This is a genomic window from Cellulosimicrobium sp. RS (assembly GCF_046159675.1).
Lineage (GTDB): Bacteria > Actinomycetota > Actinomycetes > Actinomycetales > Cellulomonadaceae > Cellulosimicrobium > Cellulosimicrobium funkei.
Genome location: NZ_JBJXVU010000003.1, coordinates 139,930 through 155,581, shown reverse-complemented (window position 1 = coordinate 155,581; position 15,652 = coordinate 139,930). Strand labels below are relative to the sequence as shown.

Annotated in this window: 11 protein-coding genes; 4 read left to right on the top strand and 7 right to left on the bottom strand. The window is 75.9% G+C overall.

Annotation, left to right across the window (positions count from 1 at the left end; genetic code table 11):
- Positions 1-16: 16 nt before the first annotated feature.
- Together ACI769_RS06305 and ACI769_RS06300 are read right to left on the bottom strand one after the other, a co-directional pair.
- Positions 17-1,300 (bottom strand): MFS transporter, encoded by a 1,284-nt coding sequence (locus ACI769_RS06305; RefSeq protein ID WP_409141354.1) that lies wholly within the window; start codon positions 1,298-1,300, stop codon positions 17-19.
- Between the two features lies 1 nt (position 1,301).
- On the bottom strand, positions 1,302-1,808 hold the full coding sequence (locus ACI769_RS06300; protein WP_409141353.1) for a MarR family winged helix-turn-helix transcriptional regulator: 507 nt from the start codon (positions 1,806-1,808) through the stop codon (positions 1,302-1,304).
- A gap of 94 nt (positions 1,809-1,902) precedes the next feature.
- Here ACI769_RS06300 and ACI769_RS06295 point away from each other — a divergent pair, with 94 nt between their 5' ends.
- The 3 genes from ACI769_RS06295 (at position 1,903) to ACI769_RS06285 (ending at position 4,441) form a co-directional block, all read left to right on the top strand.
- On the top strand, positions 1,903-2,415 hold the full coding sequence (locus ACI769_RS06295; RefSeq protein WP_409141352.1) for a helix-turn-helix transcriptional regulator: 513 nt from the start codon (positions 1,903-1,905) through the stop codon (positions 2,413-2,415).
- Entirely contained in the window at positions 2,412-3,149 is a 738-nt protein-coding gene (locus tag ACI769_RS06290; protein ID WP_409141351.1) for a hypothetical protein, read from the top strand. Before ACI769_RS06295 ends, ACI769_RS06290 begins: the two co-directional genes overlap by 4 nt.
- 146 nt (positions 3,150-3,295) lie before the next feature.
- Entirely contained in the window at positions 3,296-4,441 is a 1,146-nt protein-coding gene (locus ACI769_RS06285) for a glycerol dehydrogenase (RefSeq protein ID WP_086149135.1), read from the top strand.
- A 175-nt stretch (positions 4,442-4,616) separates the two neighbouring features.
- Here the strand turns inward: ACI769_RS06285 and topA are convergent, their stop codons facing one another.
- Together topA and ACI769_RS06275 are read right to left on the bottom strand one after the other, a co-directional pair.
- The gene (topA, locus tag ACI769_RS06280; RefSeq protein WP_409141350.1) at positions 4,617-7,394 is read right to left on the bottom strand and encodes a type I DNA topoisomerase; all 2,778 of its coding nucleotides are present in this window, start codon (positions 7,392-7,394) and stop codon (positions 4,617-4,619) included.
- A 155-nt stretch (positions 7,395-7,549) separates the two neighbouring features.
- Positions 7,550-8,683 (bottom strand): phosphatase PAP2 family protein, encoded by a 1,134-nt coding sequence (locus ACI769_RS06275; protein WP_232322623.1) that lies wholly within the window; start codon positions 8,681-8,683, stop codon positions 7,550-7,552.
- Between the two features lie 148 nt (positions 8,684-8,831).
- Between ACI769_RS06275 and ACI769_RS06270 the strand changes: the two genes are divergently transcribed.
- Positions 8,832-9,554 carry a TetR/AcrR family transcriptional regulator gene (locus ACI769_RS06270; RefSeq protein WP_085386536.1) on the top strand — a complete coding sequence of 241 codons (723 nt, stop codon included), beginning with the start codon at positions 8,832-8,834 and terminating at the stop codon, positions 9,552-9,554.
- Positions 9,555-9,558: 4 nt separating this feature from the next.
- Here the strand turns inward: ACI769_RS06270 and ACI769_RS06265 are convergent, their stop codons facing one another.
- Genes ACI769_RS06265 through ACI769_RS06255 form a run of 3 tightly spaced genes read right to left on the bottom strand, consistent with a single transcriptional unit; the run spans position 9,559 to position 15,652 of the window.
- Positions 9,559-13,224, bottom strand: a complete 3,666-nt coding sequence (locus tag ACI769_RS06265; RefSeq protein ID WP_409141349.1) for an ATP-binding protein — start codon at positions 13,222-13,224, stop codon at positions 9,559-9,561.
- The gene (locus tag ACI769_RS06260) at positions 13,224-13,979 is read right to left on the bottom strand and encodes a DUF4194 domain-containing protein (protein ID WP_409141348.1); all 756 of its coding nucleotides are present in this window, start codon (positions 13,977-13,979) and stop codon (positions 13,224-13,226) included. Before ACI769_RS06260 ends, ACI769_RS06265 begins: the two co-directional genes overlap by 1 nt.
- Complete coding sequence (locus ACI769_RS06255; protein WP_409141347.1) at positions 13,976-15,652, bottom strand: DUF3375 domain-containing protein; 1,677 nt, start codon at positions 15,650-15,652, stop codon at positions 13,976-13,978. The genes ACI769_RS06260 and ACI769_RS06255 overlap by 4 nt, the downstream gene beginning before the upstream one ends.

Here is a 15,652-nt window from a genome sequence, read left to right as displayed (position 1 = left end):
CGACGAGCTCCGGCGCTCACGGGACGGGTAGGGGGTCCGGTGCCGGGGTGCGGTAGCGGCGCAGCGGGGCGTTGCGCCACGCGACGAGCCCGACGACGGCGCTCGCCACCAGCCCGCCCGCCACCAGCGCGACGGGCGCGGACGTCAGCGACGCGAGCACTCCCCCGCGGAAGTTCCCGACCTCCGGGCCGGCGACACCCACCACGTGCTCGACCGAGGACACGCGGCCCCGGAACTCGTCGGGCGTCTCGAGCTGCACCAGCGCGCCGCGCGTCACGACCGACACCGTGTCCGCCGCGCCGGCGACAGCCAGGCACGCGAGGGCGAGCCACAGCGGCCCCGCGAGCCCGAAACCGGCGAGCGCGACGCCCCACGTCGCCGCCGCGGCGAGCTGCAGCGCGCCCGAGCGCGTCGCCCGCGTCACGGCCCCCGAGAGCAGGCCCGCGCCGATCCCTCCCACCGCGACCGCCGAGAGGAACAGGCCGAGGGTGCGGGGGTCGCCGTCGAACCGGATCTCGTTGACGAGCGGGAACAGCGAGATCGGCATGGCGAGCACGGTCGCCGCGACGTCCGTCGCGAACGCGCCGCGCAGCGTCGGCTTGCGCCACACGATCGACCACCCGCCCGCGGCCGCCCGACGGCGCGGCGCGGGCCCGGGCGGCGCGGCGGCCGGGCCCGTCGTGGCCGAGGGACCGACGGGGAGCGGGGGCAGGGGCGGGAGGCGGACGAGCCCGAGCAGCGCGACGACGGCGGCCACCGCCTGGAGGCCGTACGCCGCGGGCAGGTCCCAGCGCGCCAGGACCAGGCCGGCGAGCGCGGGCCCGACCAGCATGGCCACCTGGAACGCGAGGTTCTGCAGCGCGAGGCCCGCGGCGACCTGGTCGGGCGGCAGCAGCCGGGGCGGCACGGTCCGGCGCGCCGGCGAGCCGAGCGCGTTGCACGCCGCGCCCACGGCGACGAGCCCGAGCAGGAGCCACACCGACCGGTTCCCCGCGAGCGCCTGCGCGGCGAGACCGGCCGCGGCGAGCACCTGCCCGACCGCGGCGAGGCGCATGAGGGTGCGGCGGTCGTGGACGTCGGCGAGGTGCCCGCCCACCAGGCCGAGCGTGAGGAGCGGGACCGCCGTGGCCAGGCCGATCGTGCCCGTCCACAGCGGGCTGCGGGTGAGCTCCCAGACCTGGAGCAGCACCGCGACGTTCGCGACCTGGAACCCGAGGCCGCCCACGGCGGACCCGGCCCACAGGTCGCGGTAGGCGCGGCTCGCGCGCAGCGGCCGCAGGTCGAGGACGTGGTGGCGCACCTCAGCGCTCCCGCGGCGCCGGGTGGCCGGCCGCGTCGAGGCGCTCGACGAGCCGCTCGCGCAGCGAGCGACGGGCGAGCACGCGCTCCAGCTCGACGACGACCGCGCTCAGGGCGTGCGGCAGCTCGTCGTCGATCTCGGCGACGGACTCCTCGGTCGCCCGCCACTCCGCCTCGAGGAGCGGGACGAGCTCGCGCGACCGCGCGGTGAGCGCGACGCGGCGCGTGCGGGCGTCCGCGCCCGGCGCGGTCTCGACGAGGCCCTCGCGCCGCATCGCGCTGACCGTCTGGCTCATCGCCGAGTGCGTGCGCCCGAGCGAGGCCGCGAGCTCCCGGATGGTCAGGGGGCCGGTGTGCGCGAGCCGGATGAGCGGGTAGACGAACCGCGGGCGCACCCCCACGATCCCGCGGTCCGCGTAGACGGTCTCGATCTCGTCGTCGAGGCGACGGAGCACGGCGTGCAGGGAGTCCCAGCGGCCAGGGACCGTGGTCGGGTCCAGAGAAGTCATAGCACTGTTATAACAGCACTCATGCGATTCGCAGGTCGCCGGTCCACCGATTACTAGGTTGCCGCCCTAACTAGATAGCCGTACTGTCTAGTTCATGAGGTTCGACGAGCGGCTCGACCGCGAGCTCCTGCGCGGCGTGCTGCCGCTGTGCGTGCTCGCGGTCGTCGCGACCCACGGCCCCACCTACGGCTACGCGATCACGCGGTCGCTCGCCGACGCGGGCCTCGGCACCGTGAAGGGCGGCACGCTCTACCCGCTGCTGCAGCGGCTGGAGGACGACGGCCTCGTCACGACCTCCTGGCACCAGGGCGAGCGCGGGCCGAGCCGTCGGTACTACGCCGTCACGGACCAGGGTCGCGTCGCGCTCGCCGACGCGACCTCCCGCTGGGACGCCGTGACGACGGCGGCGACCACCCTGGTCGCGGGCGCGTCCGGCGCGCCCTCGCCGGACCGCCCGCGCCCGGCCGCGGGCCTCGACCCACGGGCCGGCGCGCGCCCGGACCCCGACCCGGGAACCGGGCCGGTCCACGAGCCGGTCCACGAGCCCGGCGCGATCCCGGCCGACGCACCCCCTCCCGACCCCACCTCGACAAGGACCCCCCGATGAGCGACACGACCCGCTACACGATCGAGCGCCGTCACGCGCCGCACGTCGACCCGCGCTGGGCCGAGGCGCTCCTGCTGGAGCTGCGGCTCCAGGGCGTCGCCGGAGCGCGCATCGGCGCGGTGCTCGCCGAGGTGGACGCGCACGTCGTCGACTCCGGCGAGACCGCGCAGGAGGCGTTCGGCGACCCCGTGGCGTACGCGCGCTCGCTCGACCTGCCCGAGGACCCCGCGCAGTCGAGCTCCTCGATCGGTCGGACGGTCGCCGCCTCCGCCGTGCAGACGGTCGGGATGCTCGGCGTGCTGTGGTCGCTGCGGCCCGCGCTCGACGGCGGCGCCCTCGTGGTCCCGGCCGGGATGCTGCTCGTCCTCGTCGCCGCGCTCGCGGGCTTCGTCGGGCTGTGGCGCGCCGGCGACCGCGTGCTGCGCGCCGCGCTCGCCCACCCCGTGCTGACCGTCCTCGGGAACATGGTCGTGACGGCTGCCCTCGTGGCCGTCGCGGTCACGCTGCGCGCCCCGGTCGCGAGCCTCCCTGCGGCCCCGGTCCTGGTCGCGGCCGCCGTCGCGCTCGTCGTGGGGACCGTCTGGGGCCTGCGCGAGCAGGGCTCGGGCGACCCCGTCGTCGACCCGCTCGACGACGCGCCGCACGCCCGCACCGACCGCACGGGGCGCTGGGGCGTGCTGCTCCTTCCCGCGGTGACGGTGGTGCTCGGGACGATCACGGTGCTCGTCCGCTGAGCCGGGAGGGGACCTAGGTCACGCGAACCGGCGTCCCGGTGGTGGTCCCCGGGGACGCGTGACACGGTGGGGATGGCCGGCGGGCACCGGCCTCGCACGGCTGCGGCGCGCCCGACGGCGACCCACCGACTCCACAGGAGGCCACGATGTCCGAGGTTCCCGTCCGCACGCTCATCAGCCCGCTGCGCTACGTCCAGGCCCGCGGTGCGCTCACGCGGCTCGGCGAGTTCGTCCGACCGATCGGCACGAAGCCGCTGCTCGTCGCCGACGACGTCGTGTGGGGCATCGTCCAGGACACGGTCGCCGTGTCCTTCCAGGAGCAGGACCTCCCCCGCCACCGCACCGGGTTCGGCACCTACGCCACCGCCGCGGAGGTCGACCGGCTCGCGCGCGAGATCGACGAGCTCGGCGCCGACGTGATCGTCGGCATCGGCGGCGGCTCGACCATCGACGCGGTGAAGGCCGCGGGCCACCTGCGCGGCATCCGCTGGGTGTCCGTGCCGACCGTCGCGTCCACCGACGCCCCGTGCTCCGCCCTGTCCGTGATCTACACCGAGGACGGCGCGTTCGAGGAGTACCGGTTCTTCCCGCACAACCCGGACCTCGTGCTCGTCGACACGGGCCTCGTCGCGAACGCGCCCGTGAAGTTCCTCGTCGCCGGCGTCGGCGACGCGCTCGCGACGTGGATCGAGGCGCGCGCCGTCGCCGAGGCGAACGCGTCGACCATGGCCGGCGGCCTCCCCCTCGTCACGGGCACGGCGCTCGCGCAGCTCTCGTGGGACATCCTCTGGGAGAACGCGCTGCCCGCGATCGACGCGGTGCAGAACCACCTCGTGACGCCTGCCGTCGAGAAGGTCGTCGAGGCGAACACGCTGCTGTCCGGGCTGGGCTTCGAGTCCGGCGGCCTCGCCGCGGCGCACGCGATCCACAACGGCCTCACCGCCGCGCCCCAGACGCACGGCCTCACGCACGGCCAGAAGGTGAACATCGGCTCCGTGACGCAGCTCGTCCTGGAGGGTGCGCCCACCGAGGAGATCGAGGAGTTCGTGCGCTTCACGACGCGCGTCGGCCTGCCGAACACCCTCACCGAGATCGGCCTCACCGCCGACGACGTGCACGACCTCACGCGCGTCGCGGAGGCCGCCACCGCGGAGGGCGAGACGATCCACGCCATGCCGTTCCCCGTGCGCGTTCCTGAGCTCGTCGACGCCCTGCGCTCCATCGAGGGCTTCTCCCGCCGCGTCCGCGCCGAGGCGGGCCTCCCCGAGCCGGTCAAGCACACCGCGCACTGACCCGTCCCCACCGGGCCGGGCCCCGCCGTCGCCGGAGGGGCCCGGCCCGGGACGGGCCGACCAGGCGGTCCCGACCCCTCGACCATGTGGATCTGGCGCGTCCGGCGGCCCGGACGCACCACGATCACCTGGTCGGCCGACGGGTGACAGCCGACCGGTGACGGCTGACGGGCGGCTACTTCTTCGCGGCCGTCTTCTTGGCGGGGGTCTTCTTCGCGGCCGGCTTGCGGGCCGTGGTGCGCTTCTTCGCCGGGCCCTGCGCGCGCTTCTCCGCGAGGAGCTCGATCGCCTGCTCGGGCGTGATCGACTCGGGCGTGACGTCGCGGGGCAGCGTGCGGTTCGTCTCGCCGTCGGTGACGTACGCGCCGAACCGGCCGTCCTTGACGACGATCGGCTTGCCGCTGTTCGGGTCGTCACCGAGCTCGCGCAGCGGCGGCGTCGCGGCACGCTGGCCGCGCCCGCGCTTGGGCTGCTTGTACAGCTCGAGCGCCTCGTCGAGGGTGACGGTGAACATCGACTCCTCGTCAGGCAGCGACCGCGAGTCGGTGCCCTTCTTGAGGTAGGGACCGTAGCGGCCGTTCTGCGCCGTGATCTCCTCGCCCGACTCCGGGTCCGTTCCGACGACGCGCGGCAGCGACAGCAGGCGCAGCGCGTCGTCGATCGTGATCGTGTCGAGCGACTGCGTCTTGAGCAGCGACGCCGTGCGCGGCTTGGGCTGCGCGGCCTTCGCCTTCTTCTGCGCGGCGGCCGAGAGGCTCGTGTCGATCGGCGGGAGGTCGAGCACCTCGGTGACGTACGGGCCGTAGCGGCCGGCCTTCGCAATGATCTCGTTGCCGGACACCGGGTCGGTGCCGAGCACCTTGCCGTCGTCGGCGCCCGCGGCGAGCAGCTCGCGCGCCTTGGCGACGGTCAGCTCGTCGGGGGCGACGTCGTCGGGCACGGACGCGCGCGGCGGGTTCTCGCCCTCCTTGACGGGGGCGGAGAGGTCCTCCACGTAGGGCCCGTAGCGCCCGACGCGGAGCTGGATGCCCTCGCCGATCGGCACCGAGTTGATGCCGCGCGCGTCGATGTCGCCGAGGTTCGCGACGAGGTCGCGCAGGCCCTCGGCGTCCTCGCCCTTCGCGGCGTCGCCGAAGTAGAACTCGGTGAGCCACGCGACGCGGTCGCGGCGACCGGCGGCGATCTCGTCGAGGTCGGCCTCCATGCGCGCGGTGAAGTCGTAGTCGACGAGCCGGTCGAAGTGCTCCTCGAGCAGCCGCACGACGGCGAACGCGAGCCAGCTCGGCACGAGCGCCTGCCCGCGCGAGAGCACGTACCCGCGGTCCTGGATCGTCGAGATCGTCGAGGCGTACGTCGACGGCCGCCCGATCCCGAGCTCCTCGAGCGCCTTGACGAGGCTGGCCTCGGTGTACCGGGGCGGCGCGGACGTGGAGTGCCCGTCGGCGGTGAGGTCGTCGGCGCGCAGGGCGTCGCCCTCGCTCATCTGCGGCAGGCGCGCCTCGTCGCCCCCCTTGGCCCCGACGACGGGCGCGTCCTCGGCGTAGCGGTCGACGTCCGAGCTCTCCTCGTACGCGGCGAGGAAGCCGCGGAACGTGATGACGGTGCCCGACGCGGCGAACACCGCGTCGCGGCCCGCGACGTCGCCCGCGGCGGCCGAGAGGGTCGCGCCGAGGCGGACGGACGCCGTCGACCCCTTCGCGTCCGCCATCTGCGACGCGACGGTGCGCTTCCACACGAGCTCGTAGAGCTTGAACTGGTCGTCGCTCAGCTCGCGCTTGACCTGCGCGGGCGTGCGGAACGAGTCGCCCGCGGGGCGGATCGCCTCGTGCGCCTCCTGCGCGCCCTGGTTCTTCGCGGCGTAGACGCGCGGCTTTTCCGGGACGAACTCGGGCCCGTACAGCTCGGCCGCCTGGCGGCGGGCCGCCGTCGTGGCCTCCGCCGACAGCGACGGCGAGTCCGTACGCATGTAGGTGATGTAGCCGTTCTCGTACAGCGACTGCGCGGTGCGCATCGCCTGGCGCGACGACATGCGCAGCTTGCGGCTGGCCTCCTGCTGGAGGGTCGACGTCGTGAACGGCGCCGCGGGACGGCGCGTGTACGGCTTGGTCTCGAGCGAGCGCACCGCGAACGCCGCGTCCGCGAGGCCGGTCACGACGGCGCGCGCCGTCGTCTCGTCGAGGTGCGCGACGCCGTCGCGCGCCGCCGCCGGCTTGAGCTGCCCGCGGTCGTCGAAGTCGCGGCCCGAGGCGACGCGCGCGTCGCCGAGCTGCACGAGCCGGGCGCCGAACGCCTTGCCCGCGTCCGGTGCCGACGCGTCGGCGTGCTCGAAGGTGCCCGTGACGTCCCAGTACTCGGCGGGGACGAACGCCATGCGCTCGCGCTCGCGCTCGACGACGAGGCGCGTCGCGACCGACTGCACGCGGCCGGCCGAGAGCCCCTGGGCGATCTTGCGCCACAGCACGGGCGAGACCTCGTAGCCGTAGAGGCGGTCGAGGATGCGGCGGGTCTCCTGCGCGTCGACGAGGTGCTCGTCGAGGTCGCGCGTGTTCTGCAGCGCCCGCTGGATGGCCTCGCGCGTGATCTCGTGGAAGACCATGCGCTTGACCGGGACCTTGGGCTTGAGCGCCTCGAGGAGGTGCCACGCGATGGCCTCGCCCTCGCGGTCCTCGTCGGTCGCGAGGTAGAGCTCGTCGGCGTCCTTGAGCGCGCGCTTGAGCTCGGCGACCTTCTTCTTCTTGTCCGCGTAGACCTCGTAGTACGGGTCGAAGCCGTGGTCGACGTCGACCGCGAACTTCCCGTACGGGCCCTTCTTCATGTCCGCGGGCAGCTCGGACGGCTGCGGCAGGTCGCGAATGTGCCCGACGCTCGCCTCGACCTCGTAGTCGTCGCCGAGGTAGCCCTGGATCTTGCGAGCCTTAGCGGGCGACTCGACGATCACGAGCTTGCGTGGCATCCGATCCTGCTTTCGTCCGTGCGTACGTGTCCGTGGCGGGCGCTCCCTGCCCGACGGCGGCGGGCCCCGCCGGGGCCCCGGCGACCCGGACGACCGTCCGGTCGCCCGCCGTGGCAGCCTACGACGTTACTCCCGTCGCGCCAGCCGCACGCACCCTACCCCCGAACGGGACGACGGTCGGGGCGGGCTGTGGACTGACGGACGAGGAGCAGCACCGCGAAGGCCGCGGCCGTCACCGCCAGCACGCCCGCGACGCCGCCCGCGTAGGCCGTCACCTCCTGCGCCGCCGTCGTGCCCCAGGTCGCGGGCGTCGCGCGCAGCGCGAGCGCCGCCGCGACCCCCGCCGCGGCCGCGCCGAGCAGGAGGAGCACCGCCGTCACGGTGGAGCCGGGCGTGGGCCCGGCGCCCGGGTCGAGCGACGACCTCGGCGTGAAGACGCACACGAGGGCGGCCCACGCGAGGACGACGAGGACGGCGGCGACGACGTCGCTCGGGCGGTGCCACTGGCCGACCAGGGTCGAGACCCCGGTGGCCGCGGTGTACGCGCCGCCGAGGACGGCGACGAGCGCCCGGGCGCCGCGCGGCACGACGAGCAGCAGCGCGGCCGCGACCGACCCCGCGACGGTGGTGTGGCCGCTGGGCAGCGAGTTCTCCCAGTGCCAGCCGCCGATGAGCTCCTCGCGGCCAAGGAGGGAGTGCTTGACGAGCTGCGTCGTGACGTTCGCGCCGACGACGAGGAACGCGACCTGCACCGCGAGCCCCCAGCGGCGGCGGAGGAGCGCGATGCCCATCGCGGCGCCCAGGCCGCCGACGACGAACGCGACGGAGACCGTGTCGAGCACCGGCTCGGCGACCGCCCACAGCTCTCCCTGGCCGGTCACGGCGCCGTCGAACGCGGCCCGCTCGAGCATCTGCCCGGCGAACGTGTCGACGAAGAACCGCCACACGAGCCACGCCCCCGCGACCGCGAGCAGCGCGACCACGGCCGCGACGACGCGCGAGCCGGTGCTCGGTCCGTCGGGACCCGGGACGGCGTGCGCGTGCGGCGCCCGGCGCGGCGCCGGGGCCGAGGGACCGCCCGCGGCGGCCTGCGGGACGGGCGGGTACGGGGTCCCGGCGGGGGGCGCTGCGGCGGGGCCTGCGGGAGGCACTGCCGGGGGCGCTGCGGCGGGCGGCGGCGCGGCCGTCGGTCCGGGCGTGGGCGGCATCGGCTGCGTCGCCGGGAGCGGCCGCGTACCCGCCCCGCCGCTGGTCGGCAGCGGCCGGGTCGGGGCGTGGTCGGAAGGCATCCCACCACCGTAGAGGACGCGTGTGCGCATTCGGGGAAGACGACGGGAAGAGCTGCGGGCGCTGCCCCGGACCGGTCCGGGGCACGGCCCGCCCGTCCGGGTCGAGGGGCCCGGGCACGGCGTCGCAGGCCGCCAGTAGGGTGACGCCATGACCGACGCCTCCCCCGCGCCGAGCGCCCCCGGCGACGCCGACGCGAGCGACTCCGCGTCCCCCCGGAGCCCGCGGCCCCGGCGCCCGCGCCCCGGGACCGCCGAGCGGAGGGAGGAGATCCTGCGCGCGGCGATGCGCGTCTTCGGGTCGCGGGGCTACCACCAGGGGTCGCTCGCGGAGGTCGCCGAGCAGGTGGGCATCACGCACGCCGGCGTGCTGCACCACTTCGGGTCCAAGGAGCGCCTGCTCACCGAGGTCCTCGCGTCCCGCGACCGCGACGGCGTCGCGCACCTCGAGGGGCAGCACATGCCGGGCGGGCTCGACCTGTTCCGGCACCTCGTCGCGACCGCCGCCGCGAACGCCGAGCGCCCCGGGATCGTGCAGACCTACACGGTCCTCGCCGGCGAGGCCGTCACGGACGACCACCCGGCGCGCGCGTGGGTCACCGCGCGCTTCGCCGGACTGCGCGCCGACGTCGCCGGTGCTCTCCGCGAGGTCGTCGAGGAGCGGCGGGCCGCGGGCGACGAGACGGCGGCCGTGCCGGACGACCGCGCGCTCGACCTCGCCGCCTCGACGATCATCGCCGCGATGGACGGCCTCCAGACCCAGTGGCTCCTCGACCCCGACGCCGTCGACCTCGCCGAGGCGACCGCGTTCGCGATCGAGGCCGTCCTCGCCGCGACCCTGGCGGGCGCCCGCCGCGCCCGCCCGCTCGCCTGACGCGCTACGTCGCCACGCTCTCCGGCACGGGCTCGGGCACCGGCTCGACCGCGGGCTCCGCACCGCCGTCCGACGGCGCGGCGTCGCCGTCCGACGGCGCGGCGTCGCCCTCCCGGCGGCCCTCGCGGTACGCGGCGATGGACAGCGTCCGCAGGCGCGACGACCGGCCGGTCGGGTTGTCGACGAACCCGACGGCCGAGATGTAGGGCTCGATGACGTGGATCTTCTGCAGCGGCGTGACGATGAGCAGCTGCAGCCCGAGGCGGCGGAACAGCTCGAGCGCGAAGCGCGTCGACTCGTCCGACCCCCGCCCGAACGCCTCGTCGATGACGACGAACCGGAACGCCGTCGACCGCACCGCGCCCCAGTCGAGCTTGAACTGGTAGGCGAGCGACGCCGCGAGCACGGTGTACGCGAGCTTCTCCTTCTGGCCGCCGGACTTGCCGCCGGAGTCGGAGTAGTGCTCGTGCTCGGAGTCGTCGGCGCGGGACCGCTCGGACGCGGAGAGCACGAACCAGTTGCGCACGTCGGTCACGCGGCGGCGCCACGCCTCGTCCAGGTCCGTCATGCCCTCGCGGCCGCGGAACCGCTCGACGAGCGCCTTGACCCGCAGGAACCGGTCCTCCGAGTACGACAGCGCGCCGTCGGCGAGCGACCCGTCGCCCTCGGCGAGCGCGCGGTCGTCCTCGGCGAGGATCCCGTCGCCGTCGGTGCACGCGCGCAGGTCCTGCTGGAACTCGCGCACCTCGAGGTTGGGCGTGCGCGACATCTCCAGACGGATGTACCGGCCCGGGTTGTAGTCGATCGCGCGGAGCGAGTCGTTGATCGTGTCGATCCGGTCGCGGATGACGTCGGCCTGCTTGGCGAGCTCGGCCGCGAAGCCCGCGATGTCGCGGATCGCGTTCGTGTTGAGGTACGCCTTGAAGTCGGCCTCGAACCGCGGGAGGTCGTCGCGCACGAGCCGGTCGTGGATCTCGCGGTAGCCGTCGGCCGATCGCACGTCCGCGTCGAGCTCCGCCGTCTCGACCGGGTACGCCGACCGGAACGAGGCCATCTGCCCCGCGATCCGCGTCCCGAGGTCCGCGCGCTCGCGCTGCGCCTGCTCGGCCTCGGCCGTGAGCCGCGAGCGCACCGCGTTCTCGACCGCGTCGAGGTCGGCCGCGCGCGTCGGGCCGTCGGCAGCGCCGCCCGGGCCCGCCGCGCCGAACCCGGCGAGCTCGCGGTCGAACTCCGCGGCGAGGGCCGCCGTCGTCTCCTCGTCGAGCGTCTCGCCCGCGCCGTCGAGCACGGCGCGCGCCCGCTCCCGCGCCGTCCGCGCCTCGTCGAGCGCGTGCCGGTCGGCGCCGAGCGTCGCGACGACGCGGTCGCGCTCCGCCTCGAGCTCCGCCTGGCGGCGCGCGTTGTCGTCGAGGAGCGCCGCGAGGCGGCCGAGCTCGTCGCTCGCCTGCTCGAGCCGTCGCTTCTCCTCGGCGAGCTCGGCGATGCGCGCCGTCTCGGCCCCGCGGTCGAGCTCGTCCCAGTCGCGGTAGACGTCGAGCCGCCCGAGCGCGGCGGAACGGGCCTGGAGCGCCTCGCGCGTGGCGGCCGCCTCGTCCCGACGCCGTGCGAGCGCGTCGCGACGCGCCGTGACCTCGGCCGCCTGCTCGAGCAGCGCGTCGATCTTCGCCTGGGTCGACCAGCCCAGCACGTAGCCCCGGCGGTCGTCGACCGCGCGCGTGTCGTTCTTCTCGTGGTGGTCGGGCGAGTGCTTGACCTGGCCGGCCCGCGTGATCGCGCGCGGGAGCCGGCGGAACGCGTCGAGGTCCGGCGCGCACGCGTGGTCGGCGCGGCGCTCGAGCTCGGCCTCGACCCACGCCGTGAGGGTCGGCGCGTCGTCGAGACGGCGCACGTCGAGCAGGTCGGCGAGGAGCGGGACGCCGTCCTCGCGCGGCGCCGGCCGGGCGGCGGGGACGCGCTCGGGCACCCGGTGGTAGACGAGCCGCAGCCCGAGGTGCTCACGGTCGACCCACGCGGACACCGCGTCGTAGTGCGCCGCCGGCACGAGGAGCGAGAGCGCGAAGCCGCGCAGCACGCGCTCGGCCGCACCCTCCCAGTCGGCGTGCTCGGGGCGGACGGCGAGCAGCTCGCCCACGAAGGGGACGTCGCCCGGCGCGAGCCCGACGCCGTCGCACAGCCGGTCCCGGACCTCCAGGTGGGTGCGCGGCAGGTTGGACCGGCGGTCGGCGAGGCTCGCGAGCTCGGCCTTGACGTCGGCGGTCTCCTGCTCGACGGCGCGCACCTGCGCCGCGACCTCGCTCGCCTGCTCCTCGGCCCGGGCGAGGTCGTCGCGCACGCGCACGGCGGCGTCGTCGGCCGCGCGACGGAGCGCCGCGAACGCCTCGGCGTCGACGAGCGCGGCCGCCACCGCGCCCGCGGTGGCGCCCTCCCCCGGCCCCGCCGGGCCGGAGTCCCCCGCCGCGGCGTCGGCGCCGTCCGGGGCGCCGAGCGTCAGACCGGCCGCCGCCGCGTACCCGGCGAGCTGGGCGACCCGGCGCTCGCGCGCGGCGCGCTCGACCTCGCGGCGCGCGACCTCGCCCTCGATCGCGGCGAGCCGGTCGCCGCCGTGGCCCGCGCGCTCGAGCTCGAGCCGCTGCCGCTCGGCGCCGAGCAGCCCCAGCTCGTCGACGACGCGGCGGCGGCGGGCCTCGCCGTCGGCCACGCGCTCGTCGAGGGCGGCGGTGAGACCGTCGAGGTCCGCCACGCGGCGCGACGCGGTGAACGCGCGCAGGGCGTCGCGGCGCGCGACGAGCGCCTCGGCCCGCTCCCCGAGCGCGTCGTGCGCGTCGCAGTCCGCGAGCAGGGGCGCGAGCCGCTCGATCTGCGCGGTCGCCCGCACGACGGCGTCGTGCGCGCTCGTCAGGTCGTCGAAGTGCGCGACGAGCCGGTCCGTCCAGCGGTCGGCGTCGAACGGCTCGAGCATGTGCTCGCGCACGAACTCGCCGAGGTCGCCGACCGACTTCATCGACACCGTCTGGTGGAACAGGTCCATCGCCTGCTCCGACGGGATGCCGAGCAGGCGGCGGAAGTCGCGCCCGTAGTCGGGGAAGTGGTCGCGCACCTGCGCGCCGGACTCGCGCAGGCGGCGGCGCAGCGCCGCGACGTCGCCGCCGAAGCCCGCGAAGTCCTCGGTGATCGTCAGCGGGCGGTCCGCCGTGACGAAGAAGCGGTCCGGCTGGCCCGCCTGGCCCGGGGCGAGCCAGAACACCTGCGCGAGCGTGACCTCCTGGTCGAACCCGCGGTTCGAGAACCGCCCCAGCACGACCGAGTACGTGCCGCGCTCGCGCAAGCCCACGTGGCGCGTCGTGCCCGTCGCCTCGTCGCGCTCGGACTTGTAGTGCCCTGCGACGTACGACCGCAGCGACCGTTCGCGCGCCCCCGCCCCGGCGGCCTTGTTGTACGAGATCCGGTGCGACGGCACGAGCAGCGTCGTCACCGCGTCGACGATGGTCGACTTGCCCGAGCCGATGTCGCCGGTCAGCAGGGCGTTGCGACCGTCGAGGTCGAACGCCCACACGCGCTGGTCGAACGTGCCCCAGTTGAGCACCTCGAGCCGTTCGAGCCGGAACCCGGCGCGCGCGTCGAGGTCGGCCGCCGGGTCGTGCAGCTCGACCGCGCTGAACAGGCCCTCCATCACGCCACCGTCCTCGTCGTCGTCCCCGCCGTACCCGTCGCCAGGCCTGTCCCCGCGCCCGCCGCCCCTGTGCGCGTCCCCGCCCCCGGACCGCCGCCCTCGGCGGCGAGCTCCAGGTACTGCGCGAGACGCGCGTCGAAGTCCGCGAGCCACTGCGCGTCGACGAACGCCTTGAGGATGCGGCGCACCTCGTACCGCCGGGCCTCCGCGTCGGCCGGGTCGCCGGGGTCCCCCGGTGCGACGGCGTCGGGCCCGTCCGGGTCCGGGCGGCCCGCCGGGCGCAGGAAGCCGAGCTCCACGACGCGCCGCACGAGCGCGTCCACCCGGTCCACGAGCCGCGCCTCGTTCGCCGCGGCGCCCGCGTCCTGGGTGAGGAAGACCCGCAGCAGGTCGACGATCTCCGAGCGCGTGATCACGAGGCGCGTCTCGCCGCCCTCCGAGTCCGCCTGCGCGAGCCGCTTGCGCAGCAGGGCGAGCAGCAGGCTGACGTCGAACGGCAGCTCGCGGCGCGGGATCAGCCGCGGCACGCGCTCGTCGCGCTCGTGCTCGGGCTGGGAGCGCAGGTAGGCGTAGCCGTCGCCCTCGTCGACGACGACCTGCAGCCCGAGCATCGCGACGGCGTCGCGCACCTGCGCCTCGCGGGCGAGCAGGTCGCGCCACAGCGCCTCGCCGGACTCGCGGTAGACGACGCCCTTGAGCAGCGACGTCACGACGACGGACAGCTCCGGGTCGCGCGCGGTGCGGGTCGTGCTCACGGGGTCTCCTCCGGGCTCGGGTCGGGGGCGGCGTCGGGTCGTGCGTCGGGTCGTGCGGCGGGGGGCCCGCCGGGCGGGGAGCCGCTCGTCCGCCGCGCGTACGTGACGCGGGGCAGCCGCGCGACGCGCACCACCGGGTCCGGCGCGCCGTCCTCGGCGACGGGCCCCGCCGGGGCCTCGCCCTCCCAGCGCACCTCGTCGGTGCATTCGTCGTCGTGCACGACGACGAACCGCGGGTCCTCGAGCGACAGGTACGTCACGAGCTCGGCCAGCCCGTGCTCGAGCGGGGCCTCGGCGAGCAGGTCCGCGAGCGCGACCTCCCCCGGTCCGCCGGGCCGCGAGAGCGTCGCGCGGACCGTGCGCGCGAGGCGCTCCGGGTCGACGTGCACCTGGTCGTAGAGCGCGTCGACCTCGAAGTCGTCGTCGCCGACCTCGACGTGGTCGGAGTCGAGGCGGGCCGTGGGGCGCGGCGTGAAGAGCGGTCGCTCCGTCGGCAGCACGACCTCGGGCGCGACGGCGTCCACCGGCATCCCCGGCGGGGCACCGGCGCGGCCTGCCGCGCGGGCGACGTCCCGCGCGCCGAGCGCCTTCGCCTCGACGCCGCGCAGGATGTCCATGACCCGCCGGTTCTCGAGCCACACCTGGTCGTCGAGGAAGCGGCGGAGCTGCTCGGAGAGGGTCCGCACGGTCGCCTGGGTGCGCTCGCCGGCGTCGAGCCAGTCGTAGTGGACGCGGCGCAGGCGCCGGTGCTCCTGCTCCCGGGCCGCGGCCTGCGCGGCGGCGTCCACGGCCGGGCCGGGCGTCCCGGGTGCCGGCCGGACGACGTCGGGCGCGATCGCGTCGAGGGACTGCACGCGCTCCACGAGCGCGGCGAACTCCTCCTGGCGGCGCCGGTCGAGGAGGAAGTCGTAGAACGCGTGGAACGACCGCCCCTGGTCCGACTCCGCGATGGCCGTGCGCGACCGCACGACCTCCTCGAGCAGCTCGCCCTTCGCGCCGTCCCAGCCCGTGATGCGCTCGCGCAGCTCCCGGTCGAGGGAGCGGAAGTTCGCCTCGACCTCGCGGAAGTCGGAGAGCAGGTCGGCCGCCGTCTGGGTGAGCTGCTGGTAGCGGTCGCGCTGCGCCGCCGCGTCGAGGACGGCGACGCGCCCCGCGCGGACGTGGGCGATCTCGTCGTCGATGGCGGCACGGCGCTCCTCGAGCTCGCGCAGCCGCTCCGCCGGGTCGGTCTGCGTGCCGACGGCGAGCTGGCGCAGCAGCCCGAAGACGGTGTTGAGCCGCGACTCGGTGCCGACGAACCCGCGCCCGCGCAGGGACGCGACCCAGCGCACGGCCTGCTCGACGGCGGGCGTCGCGTCGTAGTGCGGCTCGGCCGAGCCGGGCGGGTACCAGGCGCGCAGCCAGCCCTGGTCCGGGTGCGTCCAGTGGTCGACGTACGCCTGCGGGGCCCGCGGGTACCGCGGCTCCGTGCCGGAGGCGCGCGCGGCCCGGCCGTCGACGGCCCACAGGTGGTCGTCGAGGCGCGCGACGAGCTCGCTCTCCGGGATGGCGCGCACGTTGTCCTCGACGAACAGGGTGCCGAGGAACGAGAGCACGAGCGGCGCCGTGTCCGCGCGCAGGAGCCGCCACGCCGCGCTCGACCGTCGCAGGGAGTCGACGTCGTCGTGCTGCAC

Coding starts and splice junctions, on each gene's coding strand:
- ACI769_RS06270 (WP_085386536.1), top strand. CDS start 8,832: ATGACCGACGCCTCCCCCGCGCCGAGCGCCCCCGGCGACGCCGACGCG.
- topA (WP_409141350.1), bottom strand. CDS start 7,394: ATGCCACGCAAGCTCGTGATCGTCGAGTCGCCCGCTAAGGCTCGCAAG.
- ACI769_RS06295 (WP_409141352.1), top strand. CDS start 1,903: ATGAGGTTCGACGAGCGGCTCGACCGCGAGCTCCTGCGCGGCGTGCTG.
- ACI769_RS06275 (WP_232322623.1), bottom strand. CDS start 8,683: ATGCCTTCCGACCACGCCCCGACCCGGCCGCTGCCGACCAGCGGCGGG.
- ACI769_RS06285 (WP_086149135.1), top strand. CDS start 3,296: ATGTCCGAGGTTCCCGTCCGCACGCTCATCAGCCCGCTGCGCTACGTC.
- ACI769_RS06265 (WP_409141349.1), bottom strand. CDS start 13,224: ATGGAGGGCCTGTTCAGCGCGGTCGAGCTGCACGACCCGGCGGCCGAC.
- ACI769_RS06290 (WP_409141351.1), top strand. CDS start 2,412: ATGAGCGACACGACCCGCTACACGATCGAGCGCCGTCACGCGCCGCAC.
- ACI769_RS06300 (WP_409141353.1), bottom strand. CDS start 1,808: ATGACTTCTCTGGACCCGACCACGGTCCCTGGCCGCTGGGACTCCCTG.